At 41.1% G+C, this 20,144-nt stretch carries 18 protein-coding genes, 1 other RNA gene and 1 other annotated feature (1 of these 20 only partly in view); of the genes, 18 read left to right on the plus strand and 1 reads right to left on the minus strand.

The window, feature by feature from the left end; all coding sequences use genetic code 11:
* Nucleotides 1-93 (plus strand) — a binding site (T-box leader) (it extends 147 nt beyond the left edge of the window).
* Nucleotides 94-149: 56 nt separating this feature from the next.
* From hisS to GPDM_RS11430, 4 genes are all read left to right on the plus strand, one after another.
* Nucleotides 150-1,430 (plus strand): histidine--tRNA ligase, encoded by a 1,281-nt coding sequence (hisS, locus tag GPDM_RS11420; protein WP_008431538.1) that lies wholly within the window; start codon nt 150-152, stop codon nt 1,428-1,430.
* A 2-nt stretch (nt 1,431-1,432) separates the two neighbouring features.
* Complete coding sequence (gene aspS, locus GPDM_RS11425) at nt 1,433-3,205, plus strand: aspartate--tRNA ligase (protein WP_008431540.1); 1,773 nt, start codon at nt 1,433-1,435, stop codon at nt 3,203-3,205.
* A 55-nt stretch (nt 3,206-3,260) separates the two neighbouring features.
* Nucleotides 3,261-3,443, plus strand: a non-coding RNA gene (gene ssrS / locus GPDM_RS16495) — 6S RNA.
* Nucleotides 3,444-3,546: 103 nt separating this feature from the next.
* Complete coding sequence (locus tag GPDM_RS11430; protein ID WP_008431542.1) at nt 3,547-4,311, plus strand: tRNA threonylcarbamoyladenosine dehydratase; 765 nt, start codon at nt 3,547-3,549, stop codon at nt 4,309-4,311.
* Between the two features lie 100 nt (nt 4,312-4,411).
* On the opposite strand, the gene GPDM_RS11435 is transcribed toward GPDM_RS11430, so the two are convergent.
* The gene (locus GPDM_RS11435; RefSeq protein ID WP_008431543.1) at nt 4,412-5,701 is read right to left on the minus strand and encodes a replication-associated recombination protein A; all 1,290 of its coding nucleotides are present in this window, start codon (nt 5,699-5,701) and stop codon (nt 4,412-4,414) included.
* 333 nt (nt 5,702-6,034) lie between these two features.
* On the opposite strand from GPDM_RS11435, the gene cymR reads away from it, so the two are divergent.
* The 14 genes from cymR (at nt 6,035) to GPDM_RS11505 (ending at nt 20,111) form a co-directional block, all read left to right on the plus strand.
* Nucleotides 6,035-6,451, plus strand: coding sequence for a cysteine metabolism transcriptional regulator CymR (cymR, locus tag GPDM_RS11440; protein ID WP_008431544.1), 417 nt, complete (start codon nt 6,035-6,037; stop codon nt 6,449-6,451).
* 14 nt (nt 6,452-6,465) lie between these two features.
* Nucleotides 6,466-7,599: a cysteine desulfurase family protein gene (locus GPDM_RS11445; RefSeq protein ID WP_008431546.1), complete on the plus strand. Its 1,134-nt coding sequence runs from the start codon at nt 6,466-6,468 to the stop codon at nt 7,597-7,599.
* A 13-nt stretch (nt 7,600-7,612) separates the two neighbouring features.
* The gene (gene mnmA / locus GPDM_RS11450; protein ID WP_008431547.1) at nt 7,613-8,728 is read left to right on the plus strand and encodes a tRNA 2-thiouridine(34) synthase MnmA; all 1,116 of its coding nucleotides are present in this window, start codon (nt 7,613-7,615) and stop codon (nt 8,726-8,728) included.
* Nucleotides 8,729-8,742: 14 nt separating this feature from the next.
* Nucleotides 8,743-9,402, plus strand: a complete 660-nt coding sequence (locus tag GPDM_RS11455) for a tetratricopeptide repeat protein (protein WP_192806512.1) — start codon at nt 8,743-8,745, stop codon at nt 9,400-9,402.
* 24 nt (nt 9,403-9,426) lie between these two features.
* A complete protein-coding gene (gene recD2, locus GPDM_RS11460; RefSeq protein ID WP_008431549.1) occupies nt 9,427-11,844 on the plus strand; it encodes an SF1B family DNA helicase RecD2 in 2,418 nt (805 codons plus the stop codon).
* 585 nt (nt 11,845-12,429) lie between these two features.
* Complete coding sequence (gene alaS / locus GPDM_RS11465) at nt 12,430-15,054, plus strand: alanine--tRNA ligase (protein ID WP_008431551.1); 2,625 nt, start codon at nt 12,430-12,432, stop codon at nt 15,052-15,054.
* A gap of 89 nt (nt 15,055-15,143) precedes the next feature.
* Nucleotides 15,144-15,410, plus strand: coding sequence for an IreB family regulatory phosphoprotein (locus tag GPDM_RS11470; protein ID WP_006828732.1), 267 nt, complete (start codon nt 15,144-15,146; stop codon nt 15,408-15,410).
* Between the two features lie 2 nt (nt 15,411-15,412).
* Nucleotides 15,413-15,829 carry a Holliday junction resolvase RuvX gene (ruvX, locus tag GPDM_RS11475; protein WP_008431553.1) on the plus strand — a complete coding sequence of 139 codons (417 nt, stop codon included), beginning with the start codon at nt 15,413-15,415 and terminating at the stop codon, nt 15,827-15,829.
* Nucleotides 15,830-15,842: 13 nt separating this feature from the next.
* Complete coding sequence (locus tag GPDM_RS11480; RefSeq protein WP_008431556.1) at nt 15,843-16,154, plus strand: DUF1292 domain-containing protein; 312 nt, start codon at nt 15,843-15,845, stop codon at nt 16,152-16,154.
* Nucleotides 16,155-16,279: 125 nt separating this feature from the next.
* Nucleotides 16,280-17,404: an endolytic transglycosylase MltG gene (gene mltG / locus GPDM_RS11485; protein ID WP_008431558.1), complete on the plus strand. Its 1,125-nt coding sequence runs from the start codon at nt 16,280-16,282 to the stop codon at nt 17,402-17,404.
* 91 nt (nt 17,405-17,495) lie between these two features.
* On the plus strand, nt 17,496-18,101 hold the full coding sequence (locus GPDM_RS11490) for an O-methyltransferase (RefSeq protein ID WP_008431559.1): 606 nt from the start codon (nt 17,496-17,498) through the stop codon (nt 18,099-18,101).
* A 36-nt stretch (nt 18,102-18,137) separates the two neighbouring features.
* Nucleotides 18,138-18,761, plus strand: a complete 624-nt coding sequence (gene udk, locus GPDM_RS11495; protein ID WP_008431562.1) for a uridine kinase — start codon at nt 18,138-18,140, stop codon at nt 18,759-18,761.
* A 76-nt stretch (nt 18,762-18,837) separates the two neighbouring features.
* The gene (gene greA, locus GPDM_RS11500; protein ID WP_008431563.1) at nt 18,838-19,314 is read left to right on the plus strand and encodes a transcription elongation factor GreA; all 477 of its coding nucleotides are present in this window, start codon (nt 18,838-18,840) and stop codon (nt 19,312-19,314) included.
* A gap of 131 nt (nt 19,315-19,445) precedes the next feature.
* Nucleotides 19,446-20,111, plus strand: a complete 666-nt coding sequence (locus GPDM_RS11505) for a DUF1510 family protein (RefSeq protein ID WP_008431564.1) — start codon at nt 19,446-19,448, stop codon at nt 20,109-20,111.
* Nucleotides 20,112-20,144: the final 33 nt, after the last annotated feature.

The following is a 20,144-nucleotide window of genomic DNA, read 5'->3' on the forward strand; positions in this document are numbered from 1 at the left end:
ACGGAACCGGCCGTTACCCGGAATGAGAGGATGCATCTTTTGGCATCAACTAGGGTGGAACCGCGGAAGCTAATACAAGCTCTCGTCCCTTGCGTAAAGCAAGGGGCGGGAGCTTTTTTGTATGGAAAAATAAAGGAGTGAACCAAAAGATGAATATTCAAGCACCACGTGGCACGTATGATGTGCTGCCCGATCAATCGGCTAAATGGCAAGAAGTAGAACAAAAAATTAATGACTTGTGCAGATTGTATCAATACAAAGAAATTCGCACACCTATTTTCGAACACACGGAATTATTCCAACGCGGTGTAGGTGACACGACTGACATCGTTCAAAAAGAAATGTATACATTCCAGGATCGTGGCGATCGTTCATTAACATTGCGTCCTGAAGGCACAGCATCAGTTGTTCGTTCTTACGTAGAAAATAAATTATTTGGTATGCCTGATCAGCCTGTTAAATTATTTTATACAGGTCCTATGTTCCGCTATGAGCGACCGCAAGCAGGACGCATGCGTCAGTTTGTGCAATTTGGAGTTGAAGCAATCGGTTCTAAAGATCCGGCAATTGACGCAGAAGTCATTTCGCTGGCGATGGAAGTTTATCGTTCTGTGGGTCTGAAAAAATTGCGTTTAGTGATTAATTCTCTAGGTGACACAGAAAGCCGCATTGCGCATAAAGAAGCATTGATCAAGCACTTTGAACCTAGCATCAATGAATTTTGTAATGATTGCCAAACACGTCTAGAGAAAAACCCACTACGCATTTTGGATTGCAAAGTAGACCGCAATCACCCGTTAATGGCAACCGCACCATCACTTACAAATTATTTAAATGAAGAATCACGTGCTTATTTTGATGAAGTGCAATCATACCTTACGAGCATGGATATTGAATTTGTCGTGGATCCGAATTTAGTGCGCGGCTTAGATTATTATAACCACACAGCATTTGAAATTATGAGCGATGCTGAAGGTTTTGGCGCAATTACAACTTTAGCAGGTGGGGGACGTTATAACGGACTTGTTGAAGATTTAGGTGGTCCTGATGCACCAGGAATTGGATTTGCGATGAGTATCGAACGCCTATTATTAGCTCTTGAAATGGAAAAAGTCGTTATTGGTCAATCAAATAACTTAGAAGTTTACGTTGTTGCGATGGATGAGTCGACAAAGAAAAAAGCCTTTGCAGTGGTTCGTGATTTACGCGTCAACGGCATTTCAGCAGATATGGATTTCACAGGGCGTAAAGTAAAAGCACAAATGAAATCAGCAGACCGTAAAGGAGCTGCATTCGTTATCGTTATCGGCGAAACCGAACTAGAAAGTGGCAAAGTGGCATTAAAAGAAATGGCGACGGGTGAGCAGCAGGAAATGTCATTCGACGAAATCGCATCAAACTTATTGAAAAAGAAATCACTGGAGGAATAAATATGTCAAGAACGCATTATTGTGGGGAAGTTAACGAATCGGTCATTGGGCAACGTGTAACATTAAAAGGATGGGTGCAAAAGCGTCGTGACCTTGGTGGGTTAATTTTCGTGGATGTTCGCGATCGCTCTGGAATTGTTCAAGTTGTTTTCAATCCGGAAATTTCAAAAGAAGCCGCAGCAATTGGCGAATCGTTACGCAATGAATTTGTTGTTCACATTGACGGTTTAGTAGTTGAAAGAGCAGCAGGTCAAATTAATGCAACGATGAAAACAGGTAAAATCGAAGTGCAAGTTGATCATGCAACTGTCATCAATGCTGCGAAAAATCCGCCGTTCGCAATTGAAGACAACACTGATGTCAGCGAAGATTTGCGTTTGAAATACCGTTATTTAGACTTGCGTCGCCCGGCGATGTACGAAACTTTCAAAATGCGTTCTGACGTCACTAAATCGATTCGTCGCTTTTTAGATGAAGAAGGATTTATCGAAGTGGAAACGCCAATTTTGACAAAATCTACTCCAGAAGGCGCACGCGATTATTTAGTGCCAAGCCGAGTTCATGATGGGGAATTTTATGCATTGCCACAATCTCCTCAATTGTTTAAGCAAATGTTGATGGTTTCTGGTTTTGATAAATATTACCAAATTGCTCGTTGTTTCCGTGATGAAGATTTACGTGCTGACCGCCAGCCGGAATTCACACAAATTGATATGGAAATGAGTTTCCAATCGATGGAAGACATTATTGGCATGAACGAACGCCTAATGGTTCAAATGATGAAAGATGTAAAAAATGTCGACATTGAACCCACTTTCCAACGCATGAGCTATACAGAAGCGATGGATCGATTTGGCTCTGATAAACCGGATGTGCGTTTTGGTTTAGAACTTGTAGATGTTTCGGATTTAGTCAAAGATTCGGCATTTAAAGTGTTTACTGGCGCGATTGAAAATGGCGGTCAAGTAAAATTGATTAACGTTAAAGGGCAAGCGGCTAATTATTCTCGCAAAGATATTGATGCATTAGGTGAATTTGCAGCCGTTTACGGAGCAAAAGGACTTGCTTGGTTGAAAGTAGAAGAAGAAGGCGTGAAAGGTCCAATTGCTAAATTCTTCGAAGGTGAAGCAGCAACTGCTTTAACAGAACGAGCTCAAGCAGAAGCGGGCGACTTATTGCTATTTGTTGCTGACAAAAAGTCAGTAGTTGCAGATGCACTAGGAGCACTTCGTTTGAAGTTTGGTAAGGAATTAGGATTGATTGACAGTTCAGTTTACAAATTCTTGTGGATCACAGACTGGCCATTACTTGAGTATGATGAAAAAGATGGTCGCTATTATGCTGCTCACCATCCGTTCACAATGCCATTTGAAGAAGACTTAGACAAATTGGCAACAGATCCACAAAGTGTTCGTGCGCAAGCTTACGACCTTGTGTTAAACGGCTATGAGCTAGGTGGAGGTTCGGCACGGATTTATCGACGCGAAATTCAAGAGCAAATGTTTGAAGTGCTAGGCTTTAGTAAAGAAGAAGCAAACGAACAATTTGGTTTCTTGATGGAAGCATTTGAGTATGGCACGCCTCCACACGGTGGAATTGCATTCGGTTTAGACCGTCTTGTTATGTTGTTAGCAGGCCGCACGAATTTACGTGATACCATCGCATTCCCGAAAACAGCAAGCGCTAGCGACTTGTTGACGGATGCACCAAGCACGGTATCAGGTGCCCAACTTGATGAATTGAGTTTATCGCTGAACATTCAGAATAATAAATAATTTTAAAGTAAAAGACTTGTCTAAATAAAAAAGCTGTGTTAATATACGGGTATAGAGAATCCTGATGTGTTCGTTTTAAGCAATTCGATTTTGACCCAACATTATGTCGTCGGGAGATCACATTTCACCATGGCTAACATGCCTTAACGGGAAGTTATAAGTGGTGAAGAGGTCACCCACCTGCTTTCAGCGGGTTCAAACGATGCGCAACAACAAAGACGGCACGATTGGGATTCTTAATAAAAAAATCATTTTTATCCCTTAGACAATTTATTGTCTAAGGGATTTTTTATGTGTATAATCCCTATTATGCGTATCAACTTTGAAAGGCAGTGGCTCTAATGTTACATCAGTTCTCAAGAAACGAGTTAGCAGTAGGTAAAAAAGGAATCGAGTTATTAAAAAATTCAACAGTGGCAATCCTCGGAATCGGCGGCGTAGGCTCATTTGCAGCTGAAGCATGTGCACGAAGCGGTGTCGGTACAATTATCCTTGTGGACAAGGACAACGTCGACATTACCAATATCAATCGTCAACTAGTTGCGAATTTATCAACTGTTGGAAAATCCAAAGCAGGCGTGATGAAAGATCGGATCGCCGACATTAATACCGAGTGTAAAGTTATTTCTTTACACATGTTCTATACAGAAGAAACGTGTGAAGAGTTTTTCAGTTATAACCCTGATTATGTTATTGATGCATCGGATACGATGATTTATAAAGTTCATTTAATGGAAGAGTGCTATAAACGTGGCATTAAAATTATTGCAAGCATGGGAGCGGCCAATAAAACCGATCCGACGCGCTTTAAAATCGCGGATATTTCAAAAACACATACGGATCCATTAGCAAAAATTATTCGCAAGAAATTACGTCAATCTGGGATTCGTAAAGGCATTCCGGTTATTTTTTCAGACGAAAGCCCAATCATTGTTCGTGAAGATGTAGTGGAGAACGTTGGTAAGCCGGATGCAAGCATTCGTAAAGCGCAGATGCCGCCGTCCTCAAACGCATTTACACCTTCTGCAGTTGGTTTGATTGCTGCGAGCTGGGTAGTTAACGACATTACCAAATCTATTCCGATTACACGCGTTCGCATGAATTAATTAGTAGCCGGCTCTTTTCATGAGCCGGCTTTTCTCTGTCGTTTTAATGAAACTAAAAAAGCCATTTCCAATTTAGGAAACAGCTTTTGTCTATGTGCATTTATTTTTTATTTTTTCGGAAGCTTTTTAGCTTTTCATAAATCCCGGCGAACTTCTTTTCTTCGCCAGCAATGACTGGTTTGTAGAATTCCGCTTTTTTTACTTCTTTCGGTAAGTAGTCTTGATCTGCCCAGCCACCAAACGAACCTACCGGCGTGTCGTGCGGATAGCGATAGCCACCGTGACCGAGTTCTGCGCTTCCGGCATAATGCGTATCACGTAAATGCATCGGGATGTCACCGACTTCACCTTTGTTAATGGCACTAGTCGCTGCATCAATGGCTTTATAAGCTGAATTGGATTTTTCGGAAAGACACATTTCAGCAACTGCTTGTGCCAGTGGAATTCGTGCTTCTGGCAAACCTAAGCGATCCGCTGCTTGGCACGCTGCAAGAACGTGCCCTCCAACGGCTGGGTTGGCAAGTCCAATGTCTTCGTAAGCCATAACGAGTAAACGCCTGGTTACTGCTGTTAAATCACCATTTTCAAGCAAGTGCGCCAAGTAATACATCGCGGCATTTACGTCACTACCACGAACCGATTTTTGTAATGCAGAGAGCAAATTGAAAAAGTGAGATCCTTTTTTATCGCCAAACACACCAACACGTTTGATCATTTGTTCGACCATTTGATCTTCAACAATATACTTGCCATCAATTTCATCAGATGCAATGACAATTGACTCGAGCATCGTCAATGCTTTTCGCGCATCACCGTTTGTGCCTTCTGCAATGCGTTCGACTTGTTTTTCGGAAATCTCAATTTCTTCGTTGCCGAGGCCTCGTTTGGGTTCGGTTAAGGCAGCGTTTAAAAGCTGCACGATATCTTCATGAGATAAACGTTTTAACTGTTTGATTTCCCCGCAACGTGAACGAATCGCGGGATTGACATCGTGAAACGGATTTTCAGTCGTCGCACCAATCAAGACAATCGCGCCACTTTCGACATGCGGCAATAACGCATCTTGTTGTAGTTTATTAAAGCGGTGGATTTCATCGAGAAACAACAGCACTTTGCCCGTCATTCGAGCTTCGGTAACGACTTCTTCGACATCTTTCTTGCCAGAAGTTGTGGCATTCAATGCGATAAAAGGTAAGTTTGACGTTCCGGCAATAGCGTGAGCGATGGACGTTTTACCGATTCCAGGTTCACCATATAGCAGCATGGACGGGACATGTCCGTTGCTAATCATTTTATATAAGGCTGTATGCGAGCCAATCACATCTTTTTGACCGACAACTTCGTCAATGGTTCGCGGACGCATGCGAAAAGCTAAAGGTTCGTTGTGCATAAAAAAACTCCTTTCGTGCATTCGTTCTATCAGTATAGCGTTTAGGATTTCAAAAGTCATTGCAAGTCCATTCGTGTCGAATTATGCTATACTGTTTTGAAGAATAAACGTAGTTAAACTAGAGATTTTTCGATGTATTATTAGCATTATTCTGTTAATAAAACTAGTCGCATATAGTAAATTGTTCGAGAAGAGTAAATTGGATTTTTTATCAAGAATAATTTATTTATTTCAAACAAGTATGGAGTAAACTAGCGGAGACTCCCGAAGGAAAGCGCAGCTAGTTTACGGAATAGCAATCTTAAGAAAATTATCAAACTTAGAGGTGTACTCATGAAAATATCAACAAAAGGCCGTTATGGGCTTACAATTATGATCGATCTAGCAAAACATTATGGAGAAGGTCCGTTACCGCTACGTAAAATCGCAGCACAAAATGACCTTTCTGAAGCCTATCTAGAACAATTAGTCGGTCCGTTGCGAAACTCAGGATTAGTTAAAAGTGTCCGCGGGGCATATGGTGGCTACATGCTGACGCGTCATCCGAAAGAAATTTCAGCTGGGGATGTGATTCGGGTTCTTGAAGGACCTATTCAGCCAGTTGAAGGCATCGAAGACGAAAAGCAACCACAGCGTGAGCTATGGGTGCGTATTCGGGACGCAGTGAAAAATGTGTTGGACACGACCACCATCGAAGATTTAGCTAATGCTAAAAACGATGAAACTGAAAACTATATGTATTATATATAAGGAGTTTACAAATTATGAATCGAATTTATTTAGACCATGCGGCGACTTCGCCAATGCATCCGGAAGTAATTGCAACTTTTTCTAAAGCGCTTGGCTCAGTTTATGGCAACCCTTCTAGCATTCATACAACCGGTAGAGCAGCACGCAAAGTTCTGGACGATGCACGTAAATTATTGGCTAACAGCATTCATGCAGATGACAACGAAATCATCTTTACGAATGGTGGAACAGAAGCAGATAACTTAGCGATTTTTGGAACGGCTGCAAAAAAGAACGGCAAACATATTATCACGACAGTTATTGAACACCATGCGGTCTTGCATGCTTGCGAAAAACTAGAGCGTGAAGGATATGACGTAACATATTTACCTGTGGGCGAAAATGGTTGCGTGCGAGCAGAAGACGTGAAAAATGCGCTGCGTGACGATACAATTCTAGTATCGATTATGATGGGCAATAATGAAGTTGGAACCATTCAACCGATTGCCGAAATTGGTGAATTGTTAAAAGATACAGATGTGACGTTCCATACGGACGCGGTTCAAACATTTGGGATATTACCAATCGACGTCAACGAGTTAAACGTCGATCTATTATCGGTTTCAGCACATAAACTAAACGGACCTAAAGGCGTTGGCTTTTTATATCAACGAAAAGGAACGGCACTTTCTCCACTTCTATACGGTGGAGAGCAAGAACGTAAGCGTCGTGCGGGAACAGAAAACGTGCCGGCGATTTCAGCATTTGCAAAAGCAGCCGAAATTGCACTAGCGACGATGGAAGAAAAAACCGCAACTTACGAGCAATTTAAAACGATTTTCAAAGACGTTTTAGACAAACAAAACGTTGATTATAAAGAAAATGGCAGTAATTCCATGCCACATATTTTAAATCTTAGCATTTCAGGCATTGAAATCGAGTCGTTTTTGATCAACTTGGATTTAGCGGGAATATCAGCTTCTAGCGGATCGGCGTGCACAGCGGGGTCAATCGATCCTTCTCATGTGCTCGTTGCCATGTATGGTGAAAAAGCCGTTGAAATCCGTAATTCCATTCGATTTAGTTTCGGTTTAGGATTAACGTCTGAAACGATTAAACAAGCTGCCGAAAAGACAGCGCAAATCAGCCAGCGTTTGGCATTAAAATGAAAAGGTGAATAAAATGACAAAAGCACCACAAGATACACGAGTTGTTGTCGGCATGTCCGGAGGGGTTGACTCTTCGGTTGCTGCATATTTATTAAAAGAACAAGGCTATGACGTTATTGGGATCTTCATGAAAAACTGGGATGATACCGATGAAAATGGCGTATGTACCGCTACAGAAGATTACGAAGATGTTATTCGTGTGTGCAACCAAATTGGCATTCCGTATTATGCAGTGAACTTTGAAAAACAATACTGGGACAAAGTCTTTACGTATTTCTTAGAAGAATACAAAGCAGGCCGTACACCAAACCCAGACGTTATGTGCAATAAAGAAATTAAATTTAAAGCATTTCTTGAACACGCATTAAGTCTAGGTGCTGATTATTTAGCAACGGGGCATTATGCACAAGTAGAGCATGCTGAAAATGGCGAAACAAAAATGTTGCGTGGCAAAGATAACAATAAAGACCAAACCTATTTCCTCAATCAATTAGATCAGCATCAATTGTCGAAAGTGATGTTCCCGATTGGTCACATGGAAAAGAAAAAAGTTCGTGAAATCGCTCTAGAAGCAGAACTTGCGACAGCTACGAAAAAAGATTCTACGGGTATTTGTTTTATCGGGGAACGTAATTTTAAAGAGTTTTTAGGTCAATATTTGCCAGCACAACCGGGGCAAATGGAAACCTTAGAAGGCGTGAAAATGGGTACGCACGACGGTTTAATGTATTACACAATTGGTCAACGCCAAGGACTTGGCATCGGCGGAGCAGGAGACCCGTGGTTTGTTATCGGTAAAGATTTAGAGCGCAACGTTTTATATGTGGGACAAAATATTCATCACGATGCTCTTTTCTCAGATAGCTTAACTGCGGTAAACTTAAGTTTCACATCAAATACTCCACCAAGCGGTATTTTAGAGTGTACTGCGAAATTCCGTTATCGTCAGCAAGATGTCGGCGTATCTGTAGAATTTAAAGGCGAAAGTGCAATTGTTACTTTTGCAGAACCAGTACGTGCCATTACACCGGGTCAAGCAGTGGTCTTTTATGACGGCGAAGAATGTTTAGGTGGCGGAACCATCGATCACGTTTTTAAAAACGGTGCACGATTGGAATATGTAGGTTAATGGGAGAGACAGCAATGAATTATAACGAAATTGGAATTCAAGCCTTGCAAGACGGCCATACAGAAGAAGCCATTAAAGCTTTTACACAAGCAATTGAAGAAGAACCGGAAAATCCACTAGGCTATATTAATTTTGGTCACGTGTTAACGTCGATGGACGAAATCGATCGTGCAGAGCGCTTTTTCCAAAAAGCGATTACGCTAGATGAAACGTCAGCAACAGCTTTTTACGGCTTAGCTAATTTATACTTTAATTCAGAGCGTTATTCAGAAGCGTTGAAACTTTATGAAAAAGCATTACAATACGAGATTGAAGGCGCAGATGCACATTTCATGATCGGCAAATGTTTTGAGAAAATGGATCAGCCTAAACTAGCGCTTCCGTATCTACAGCGCGCAGTTGAGTTAAATGAAACAGATGTTCAAGCCCGTTTGAGTTATGGCATTAGCTTAGCTTCTATGGAATTGTTTGAACTAGCAGAACCGCAATTTTTAGAAGTGATCAGAAGAGATCCGAATCATTCGGATGCCCATTATAATTTAGGTGTTCTTTATGCGGTTTCAACAGACCGAAAAGAAGACGCTATGTATCACTTGAAACAAGCGTATACGTTAGATGAGCGCAACGAAATGGCGCGCTATGCTTACGATATGATCGCAACAACTTTGGAATAGCCACATGAAAAGGAGACGACAGACATGACCGGACAAATCGATTTATTTCAAGAAGAAAAACAGTTTGTATTAGGGCGTCCTGTCGTCTCAATTTTTCATAATCCCCAAAATTTATTCTCCATCGCGAAAGTGAAAATCCAAGAAACCAATACCCCTTATACGGAAAAAGAAATCATTGTTTCTGGTTATTTCCCCATGTTAACGCTTGAAGAGCAATACCGTTTTACTGGCGTGGTAAAAAATCACCCGCGTTACGGTGTTCAATTTCAAGTAGAAACATTCACAAAAGAAGTGCCTGAAACCGAACAAGGCATTATTCATTATTTATCCAGTGATATGTTTAACGGCATTGGCCGAAAAACCGCTGAAACCATTGTGAAAAAGTTGGGCAAAGATGCCATTAAAAAGATTTTAGAAGACCCAGATTCCTTAGACAAAGTTCCGCGGTTATCCGATGACAAAAAAGATACGATTCGTGCCACGCTTCAAATGAATTTAGGACTTGAACGCGTCATGATTCAATTAAACGATTGGGGCTTTGGTCCACAAATTGGCATGCGCATTTATCAAGCGTACCGTGAAGAAACAATTGATATATTGACAAAAAATCCATTTCAATTGATTGAAGAAATTGAAGGAATAGGGTTTCAGCGTGCTGACGAACTAGGGATGAAGCTAGGTATTACAGGAAGTCACCCAGACCGCATCAAGGCGTCTATTTTACATATCCTCAACCAAGCTTCGTTATCAGATGGTCATGTCTATGTGGATGCCAAGACGTTGATCCCGATGGTCAAAGAAATGCTTGAAGCACGTCAACAAGCAGAAATTCCGGTTGAAGCCATTTCGAAAGCCGCAATCGAGTTAAATGAAGAAGGCAAAGTGGCTGGAGAAGAAACCCGGCTTTATTTGCCATCGCTGTATTATTCAGAAGTGGGCATCGCAACAAAATTAGAAACATTATTATTAGAACAAGAATCGCGTGCGAAATTCCCGAGTTCTGAAGTTCGTAAAGCGCTTGGTGAAGCGGAAGAGCGACTAGGGGTTAATTATGCTGAGACGCAAATTGACGCGATTGAAAGCAGCATCAATTCATCGGTCATGATCCTTACAGGGGGACCGGGTACGGGCAAAACGACCGTCGTTCGCGGACTCGTAGAAATTTACGCCGAACTGCACGGCTTGTCGCTTGATCCAAAAGAATACGCCAAAAAACAAGAACCATTTCCAATCATTCTTGCGGCTCCAACAGGACGTGCGGCGAAACGTTTGAGTGAATCAACTGAACTGCCAGCCATGACGATTCACCGGTTACTTGGCTTTAATGGTCAAGAAAAAGACGAAGAAACCGAAAAAGAAATCGAAGGCAAATTGATCATCATTGATGAAATGTCAATGGTCGATACATGGCTCGCACACCAGTTGCTAAAAGCGGTACCAGAAGACGCGCAATTGATTTTTGTTGGCGACCAAGATCAACTGCCACCAGTCGGACCAGGACAAGTATTGCGTGATTTACTCGAATCAAAACGGATACCCACAGTCGAATTGACCGATATATACCGACAATCTTCAGGTTCATCCATCATAGAACTTGCGCACCAAATGAAAAACGGCCAATTGCCAGAAGACATCACAGCGAAAACATCTGACCGTTCTTTTATAAAAGCTGGTGCTGACCAAATTCCTATGGTTGTTGAAAAAGTTGTAAAAAGTGCTCTGTCCAAAGGTCATTCGATCAGAGACATTCAAGTGCTCGCCCCGATGTACAAAGGACCTGCAGGGATTGACGCTTTAAATCGACTGATTCAAGAAATGGTCAACCCAAATCCAGACGGCAAACGAAAAGAGTTAGTATTTGGGGACATTACTTATCGTATTGGCGATAAAATATTACAGCTTGTCAACCAACCCGAAAGCAATGTTTTTAACGGCGATATGGGTGAAGTTGTCGCCATCATGAAAGCAAAAGAAACGGTCGAAAAACAAGACATGTTGGTCGCTTCTTTTGACGGCATCGAAGTTACTTATGAACGAAGCGATTTAAATCAATTAACATTAGCGTATTGTTGTTCGATTCATAAATCGCAAGGCTCGGAATTTCCAACTGTAATTATGCCAATTGTTCGAGGCTATATGAAGATGCTGCGACGCAATTTACTTTACACCGGTATCACGCGAAGCAAAGACTTTCTCGTTCTCTGCGGGGACCCAGGGGCATTCCGCTACGGGGTCGAGCGTACAGACGACACGCAGCGCATGACCACCTTACAAAATCGTCTAGCGGTCACTACTGAAGAACCTAAAACCGAACAGCAAACTAAACAACAAGAAGAGACAAAACAAAGCGGACCGGTGAGCCTAACAACCGAAAACGCCCACTCGATCCACCCAATGATCGGCATGGAAGGCATTACTCCGCAAAAATTCATGGAAGCTTAATAATTCATTTTTGAAAGAAGATATTTCGCAAAATAGCTACGCTTTCCGCGGGCTTGCGCTGAACTAACTCGGGCTTTGCGCCCGAGTGGATTTCAGCACTTCGCTTTCCCGCAGGAGTCTACGCTATTTTGCTACATATCTTAATGTCTCATATTAGAAGAAGAGCGTAAGGCGGTGACTCCTGGGGAAACCACACGAGCTGAAGACCCTGGACTGAGCACAGCGAGGGAAGCGGCTGAAGCCGTGTCCCCGGAACGCGTCCGTCTGGAGCGATTTCTTTACGTCACTATTGACATCCCACAAAGCTTTTTCTATAATTCAAATTAGACTGATAGACAAACACATTGATGGAGACAGTATAAAATCGCATCCGGACAGAAACGGGACCCTAGGCTGAAAGGTACCGACGACATTCGATTTTAGAAAGCTACTCCGGAGTGCAGCTAATCCCTGCCGTTGAACCGCGTTAAGGTGTTCGAGAGACACATTGCAACCAGCTTTGTGTAACTAGGGTGGTACCGCGAAATAAAGCCTTCGTCCCTTTTTTGGGATGGGGGCTTTTTATATTGTAGAGGAGGAAAAAAGATGAAAAACTTGAAAGCTGAAGACATTAGACAAATGTACATTGATTTCTTTAAAGAAAAAGGGCACGACCAGGAGCCAAGTGCACCACTAGTGCCTTTTGAAGATCCTTCTCTTTTGTGGATCAACAGTGGAGTTGCTACTTTAAAAAAATATTTTGATGGACGTGTGATTCCAAATAACCCGCGTATCGTCAACGCACAAAAATCAATTCGTACGAACGATATTGAAAACGTTGGGAAAACGGCGCGTCACCATACATTTTTTGAAATGCTAGGGAACTTCTCAATCGGTGAATACTTTAAAACAGAAGCCATTCATTGGGCTTGGGAATTCTTAACAGACGAAAAATGGATTGGTTTTGATGCGGATAAACTATCGGTGACAATTCACCCAGAAGATGAAGAAGCATACGCAATTTGGTTGAATGAAGTAGGTGTACCAGCTGAACGGATCATTCGTTTAGAAGGGAATTTCTGGGATATAGGAGAAGGTCCAAGTGGTCCAAACTCTGAAATCTTCTACGATCGCGGCGAAAGCTATGGCAACGACATAAGCGATCCTGAATTATACCCAGGCGGCGAAAACGAACGTTATTTAGAAATCTGGAATTTGGTATTTTCACAATTTAATCACAACCCAGATCATACGTATACATTACTTCCAAAACAAAACATTGATACAGGAATGGGATTAGAGCGTATGGCTTGTGTGGCGCAAGACGTGCCAACTAACTACGATACTGATTTATTTATTCCAATTATCAAAAAAACAGAAGAAATTTCTGGCAAGAAATACGGAGAAAATGCGGAAATGGACATGGCATTTAAAGTAATTGCTGACCATATTCGTACTGTGGCGTTTGCGATTGGGGACGGAGCGCTTCCGTCAAACGAAGGCCGTGGCTATGTATTGCGTCGCTTGTTGCGTCGTGCTGTTCGTTTTGCGAAAAAACTAGGTGTGGAACAACCATTTATGTATGACTTAGTACCAGTTGTTGGCGACGTAATGAAGAGCTTTTACCCAGAAGTTAACGCGAAGCAAGACTTTATTATTCGCGTGATGAAGCTCGAAGAACAACGTTTCCATGAAACGCTTCATGACGGCTTAACTATTTTGTCGTCTGTCATCGAAAAACAAAAAGCTGCTGGTCAAAATGAAATTCCAGGAGAAGATGCTTTCCGTTTATACGATACGTATGGTTTCCCGGTTGAATTAACGGAAGAATACGCAGAAGAAGAAGGCATGGCGGTAGACCACAAAGGGTTTGAAACAGCAATGCAAGAACAACGTGACCGTGCACGAAATGCGCGTCAAAACGTCAATTCGATGCAGTCTCAATCCGAAGTGTTAGGAAATATAAAAGAAGCTAGTGAATTTATTGGCTATAGCCAAACAGTATCAGACGCTAACGTTTTGTTCATCATTAAAGACGGAGAACTTGTTGATAGTGCACAAGAAGGCGAAGAAGTGGAAGTTATTTTAGATCAAACACCATTTTATGCAGAAAGTGGTGGTCAAATTGCCGATCGCGGAACTTTGAGTAATGATTTCGTTCAAGCTTCTGTATTAAATGTTAAAAAAGCACCTAATGGTCAAAACTTGCATTCTGTCCGTGTTAATACGGGAGAATTGACGAAAACGTCCGTACAAGCGCAAGTAGATGCTTCAGAACGTCGTCATACGGTGAAAAACCACACAGCGACACATTTATTGCACCAAGCGTTAAAAGACGTTTTAGGGACCCATGTAAACCAAGCGGGATCATATGTTGGACCAGACCGTCTTCGTTTTGACTTTTCTCATTTTGGTCAAGTGACAAAAGAAGAACTTGAAACGATTGAACAAATCGTCAATGAAAAAGTATGGGACGGCATTGCAGTTCAAACAGGTTACTACAACTTGCAAGAAGCGAAAGAAATGGGCGCGATGGCATTGTTCGGCGAGAAATACGGAGATGTAGTTCGCGTTGTAGAAATTGGTGGCTATTCGCTAGAACTTTGTGGCGGTGTACACGTATTAAATACGTCTGAAATCGGATTATTTAAAATTGTATCTGAAGGCGGTATCGGTGCTGGAATTCGCAGAATCGAAGCAGTAACAGGTAAAGGTGCATATGAAAACTTAAAAGATAGTGAAACTATTTTAGAAAACGCAGCTGGACTATTAAAATCATCTCCTAGAGATATGGTTCAAAAAGTACAAACAGTTCAAGCAGAAATGAAATCATTGCAGCGTGAAAATGAGTCCTTGCTTGCGAAGATTTCTAATGCACAATCTGCAGGCATTTTAGATGCAGCTCAAAAAGTGGGCGATATTACCGTGCTATCGGTTAAAGTAGAAGCAAAAGATAATAACCAATTGCGTCAATTGCTAGATGACTTGAAATCGAAAATGGACAAAGCGGTGATTGTACTTGGAGCAACAGATGGTGATAAAGTAATGCTTGCAGCTGGAGTTACAAAAGATTTGGCTGGTGGCGATTATCATGCAGGACAAATTGTTAAGCACGTAGCAGAGCAATGTGGCGGTAAAGGTGGCGGCCGTCCAGATATGGCAATGGCAGGCGCTAAAGATGCAAGTAAATTAGACGAAGCACTAGAATCGGTTTACAGCTTAGTTAAATAGGTTTAATAAATCTGCGCTATCGGTTATAATGAAAAACAGACAGCAGGAGCAATTATTTCTATTCAAAATCCGAAAGCGAGGTGCTTGTCGTGAGTTCATTTGATCGCACAATGAAATTCGATTCGTCTGATGAGTCGATGGAACAAGAAGTCAAGCAAGTAATGCTTCAGGTACATTCAGCACTTGAAGAAAAAGGCTACAACCCGATCAATCAGATTGTCGGATATTTATTATCAGGTGATCCGGCTTATATTCCTCGCCATCAGGATGCGCGAAATATGATTCGCAAACTGGAACGAGATGAAATTCTAGAAGAGCTTGTAAAGTTCTATATTAAAAAGAATAACGAGGAATAATGATGCGCATAATAGGTCTTGATGTTGGTTCAAAAACAATCGGAGTTGCCATAAGCGATCCGATGGGCTGGACAGCCCAAGGAATTGAAACCATCAAAATAAACGAAGCAATTGAAGAATTCGGAATGGAACGCCTTGGTGAACTGATAAAGCAATACGAGGTGACCGAAGCGGTAGTTGGCTATCCGAAGAACATGAACAATTCAATTGGGCCACGTGCTGAAGCATCCGAAAAGTTTGCAGCTTTGTTAAAAGAAGCGTATAGTATACCGGTGGTGCTTTGGGATGAGCGGCTAACGACGTCGGCAGCAGAGAAGATGTTGATCTCCGCAGATGTCAGCCGTAAAAACCGTAAAAAAGTGATCGACAAGATGGCAGCAGTAATGATATTGCAAGGTTATCTTGATTTTAAAAAATAATGAGGTGACGTAAATGGAACACGGACAAGAACACATTACAGTCGTAGACGAAAACGGCAACGAGCAACTATTTGAGGTACTATTTACATTTGAGTCAGCAGACTTCGGAAAATCATATGTTTTGTATTTCCCAGTTGGCGCTGAAGAAGATGAAGAAGGCGAAATTGAAATTCATGCATCTTCATTCACTGAAAACCCTGAATCAGATGATACTACAGTAGGTGGCGGAGAGCTTCGTCCAGTAGAAACTGATGAAGAGTGGGACATGATCGAAGAAATGTTAAACACGTTCCTTGACGAAGAAGAAGAAAACGAAGAGCTTTAAAATGTGAAGGACGGAATTGATTGTTGATTCCGTCTTTTTCTTTTGTGCACTTTTCTTGTATACTAATAGAAGTTGTACAAAAATAGTCCAACTTCTGTAGAACAGAAAAGCTAGGGGGAAAACCCGTGGAAAAGCAGACAAAAAAAGACATCATGTTTGAACGCATGAAAGAAAAGAAAAAGGAAGTGAGAGTCGTCCGACGCATTGTTTTTATAATTGCGCTAGTCCTATTAATAATTATAGGAATTGCAGGCTTTCAAACGTATAACTACATCTCCAACGCATTAGAACCGGTTGATCCGGATTCAGAAGAAATTATTACGGTGGAAGTACCCATTGGTTCGAGTTTGGACGGCATTGCAGCTTTGCTTGAAGAAAATAATGTGATTGCAGATGCACGGGTTTATAAATATTATGTGAAATTTAAAAATGAATCCGAGTTTCAAGCAGGCACATATGACTTAGTGCAATCGATGACATTGGATGAAATTACAGAGAGTTTGAAAACGGGTAAAGTGTATCACGAACCTCTTTATACCATCAATGTGCCGGAAGGCTTAACCGTAGAAGAAATTGCAGAAAATGTTATCGCTAAAAAAACCGACTATACGTCGGAAGAATTTTTAGAGAAAATCCAAGATCCTGCATATATTGAAGAATTAATGATCAAGTATCCCGATTTATTAACAGATGAAATACTTGGTGAAAATATTCGCTACGCGCTTGAGGGCTATTTATTTCCTGCCACTTATCCTGTGTATGAAGAAAATCCACCTCTAACAGTACTCATTGAACAAATGCTTGATACAACACAAGCAAATGTAATGCAATATCAACCTGTATTAGAAGAACAAAAGCGATCTCCGCATTGGTTGTTAACATTTGCCTCTTTATTAGAAGAAGAAGCAACTGCACAATCGGACCGTCAAACAATCGCAAGCGTTTTTTATAATCGTTTAGAAATCGACATGCTGTTGCAAACAGATCCAACCGTGCTTTATGCAATGGGTGAGCATAAAGATCGTTTGTTTAATACCGATTATGAATTTGAGCATCCATACAGCACTTATCAAAACAAAGGATTGCCACCGGGGCCGATCGCAAATGCTGGATTGTCCTCGATTGATGCAGTGATCGACCCTGCTGAAACCGAATATTTCTATTTCCTAGCTGATCAAGAAGGCAAAAACCATTTTGCTAAAACATATGAACAACATTTGGTTAACCGAGATAAATATATCGGCAATTAAGAACCACGAGAAGGAAGCGTCCTCGCTTTCCTTCTCTTTTTATGATAATATTTGAATTGATTTTTGCGTAGTCGAAAAGGAGCTTTCTTGTATGGTGAACAATCAATTATCCACAACGCTACAAGCGATTCAGGACTATGCTGTCGCGTATCATGTACCCATTATGGAAAATCAAGGCATTGGAGAACTTATAGAACTTTTAAAAGTCCAACAGCCTGAAAAAATTCTTGAAATTGGTGCAGCAATCGGATTTTCCGCGATTAAAATGACCGAGGCTTTGCCAACTAGTACAGTAGATACGGTTGAGCGTGATGATTCACGCTATCAAAAAGCATTAGAATTTATCGCGCAATCAGGCTTTGGAGAGCGCATCCGCATTTTTCATGCAGATGCATTAGAACTTTCGCTTGATGTGTTAAAGCCTGAATATGATGCGATCTTCATAGATGCGGCAAAAGGTCAATATGAGCGCTTTTTTGATAAATATGAAGCTTTGTTGGCAAAAGGCGGCATCATATATTGTGATAATATGGCTATGCATGGTCTTTCAGATATACCGCTATCAGAAGTGCCAAGAAGAAAGCGGACGATGATTCGTAATCTGGCGACTTTTAAAGAACATATGCTGAATGATCCCCGTTATGATACGGAATTATTATCGTCGGGTGACGGCATCATGATTTGTAGAAAAAAATAAGCACATTAAAAAGATGTTTGCAGGGAGCTAAATGATATGTCTAAAAAACGACCGGTCGTTATTGGGATCGCAGGGGGTTCGGGCTCGGGAAAAACGAGTGTAACGAATTCAATCTATGAAGTGTTTAAAGAAAACTCAGTAGTTGTTATCGAACAAGATTATTATTACAAAGATCAAAGTCACTTAGCTTTTGAAGAACGTTTAGAAACGAATTATGACCATCCATTAGCTTTTGATACAGATTTGCTAATCAAGCACATTAACGATTTGCTTGAGCGCCGTCCAATCGAAAAACCAATATACAATTACGCGGTACATACACGTGCAGAAGAAACCGTAATTATTGAACCAAAAGATGTTATTATTTTAGAAGGAATCTTAGTGCTTGAAGATGTACGTCTACGCGAATTAATGGATATTAAATTATTCGTAGATACAGATGGTGACCTTCGCATTATCCGTCGTTTATTGCGTGATATTAATGAGCGTGGGCGGACCATTGATTCAGTTATTGAACAATATTTGACGGTTGTTCGTCCAATGCATAACCAATTTATAGAACCAACAAAACGTTATGCAGATGTAATTATTCCTGAAGGTGGACAAAATGAAGTAGCGATTGATTTAATGGTTACAAAAATTAAAACTATTCTTGAATAGATTGTAAAACTATAATATGATGATACGAGACTGACGGATGCAGGCATCCAGGTCAGCAGTTGAAGGAGTGGGAAGAATGGCTAACGAAAAACAATTTCCAATGACAGCTGCAGGAAAGCAGAAGTTGGAAGATGAATTAGACTTTTTGAAAACGATTAAACGTAAAGAAGTGGTAGAACGTATTAAAATCGCTCGTGATTTCGGTGATTTATCTGAGAACGCTGAGTACGATTCAGCAAAAGAAGACCAGGCTTTTGTAGAAGGTCGCATTTCAACACTTGAATCGATGATTCGCAACGCTGTTATCATAAATGAAAACGAATTAAACAAAGATATCGTTCGTTTAGGAACGACTGTTACATTTATTGAAGTTCCAGACGGCGATCAAGAATCTTATACAATTGTTGGATCAGCAGAAGCAGATCCTTTAGAAGGTCGTATTTCGAATGATTCGCCAATAGCGAAAAGCATGATCGGCCGCACAATCGGTGAGCATGTTAAAGTGTTAACGCCGGGCGGAGAAATGGAAATCAAAATTCTGTCAATCATGTAATAAAGCGGCCATTCTGTAAAAAGAATGGCTGTTTCTCATTAACAAAACATTAGTTGAAACGAAATTTTAGTTGAAACGTCAAATTTGTCATACGGGTTTAGTGGTAAACTATTAAGAAAGGGGGACATCTAATGACTAACGAAGAAAAACCGTATCCCTCTCGTTTGAAGAAAAAGAAAAATCGGTCAAACACGATTTTAAATATTATGATCGGTTTGGTATTTGCATTGATTCTCATTATTGGCGTATCGATGCTATTTGGCGGGGGAAATGATCAGGCTCAAGAACCTGAAGATGTAGTAATTTCATCTGAAACCGATGAACAAACGAGCGACTCAGGAGATAGCGAAGACACTAACGAAGAACAAGCTGAACCTACAGATGAAGAAAAAGAAGCAGCGAAAAAAGCTGAAGAAGAAAAAGAAAAAGAAGATGCTATAAAAGGTGGAACGATCACTCGTGAAGATTCGAGTGATCCAATTGTAGAAGAAACAGTGATCAACACGAGCTGGGAACCAATAGGCACCGACCAAAAAGGTGATCATGTCTCAGTTTATCAAAAAGATTCACAAGACTGGAATGAAAAAGTGAAGGCCGTTTCTTACGCGACAGGGTTAGACGCTAATAATATGTACGTTATGATGATCAAAAATGGCGGAGGTCCACAAAAGTCAGTCGCTACTGTGCAGTCAAAAGACGAATCAGAAAAATACCGTGTCCACCTAGAATGGGTTGACGGCGAAGGCTGGAAACCAGTTAAAATGGACGTCTTAAACACCTTGAAAGGCGCCTACTAAAAAGGCGTCTTTTTTTTATGATTTTGACAATAA

The organism is Planococcus donghaensis MPA1U2 (assembly GCF_000189395.1).
GTDB lineage: Bacteria > Bacillota > Bacilli > Bacillales_A > Planococcaceae > Planococcus > Planococcus donghaensis_B.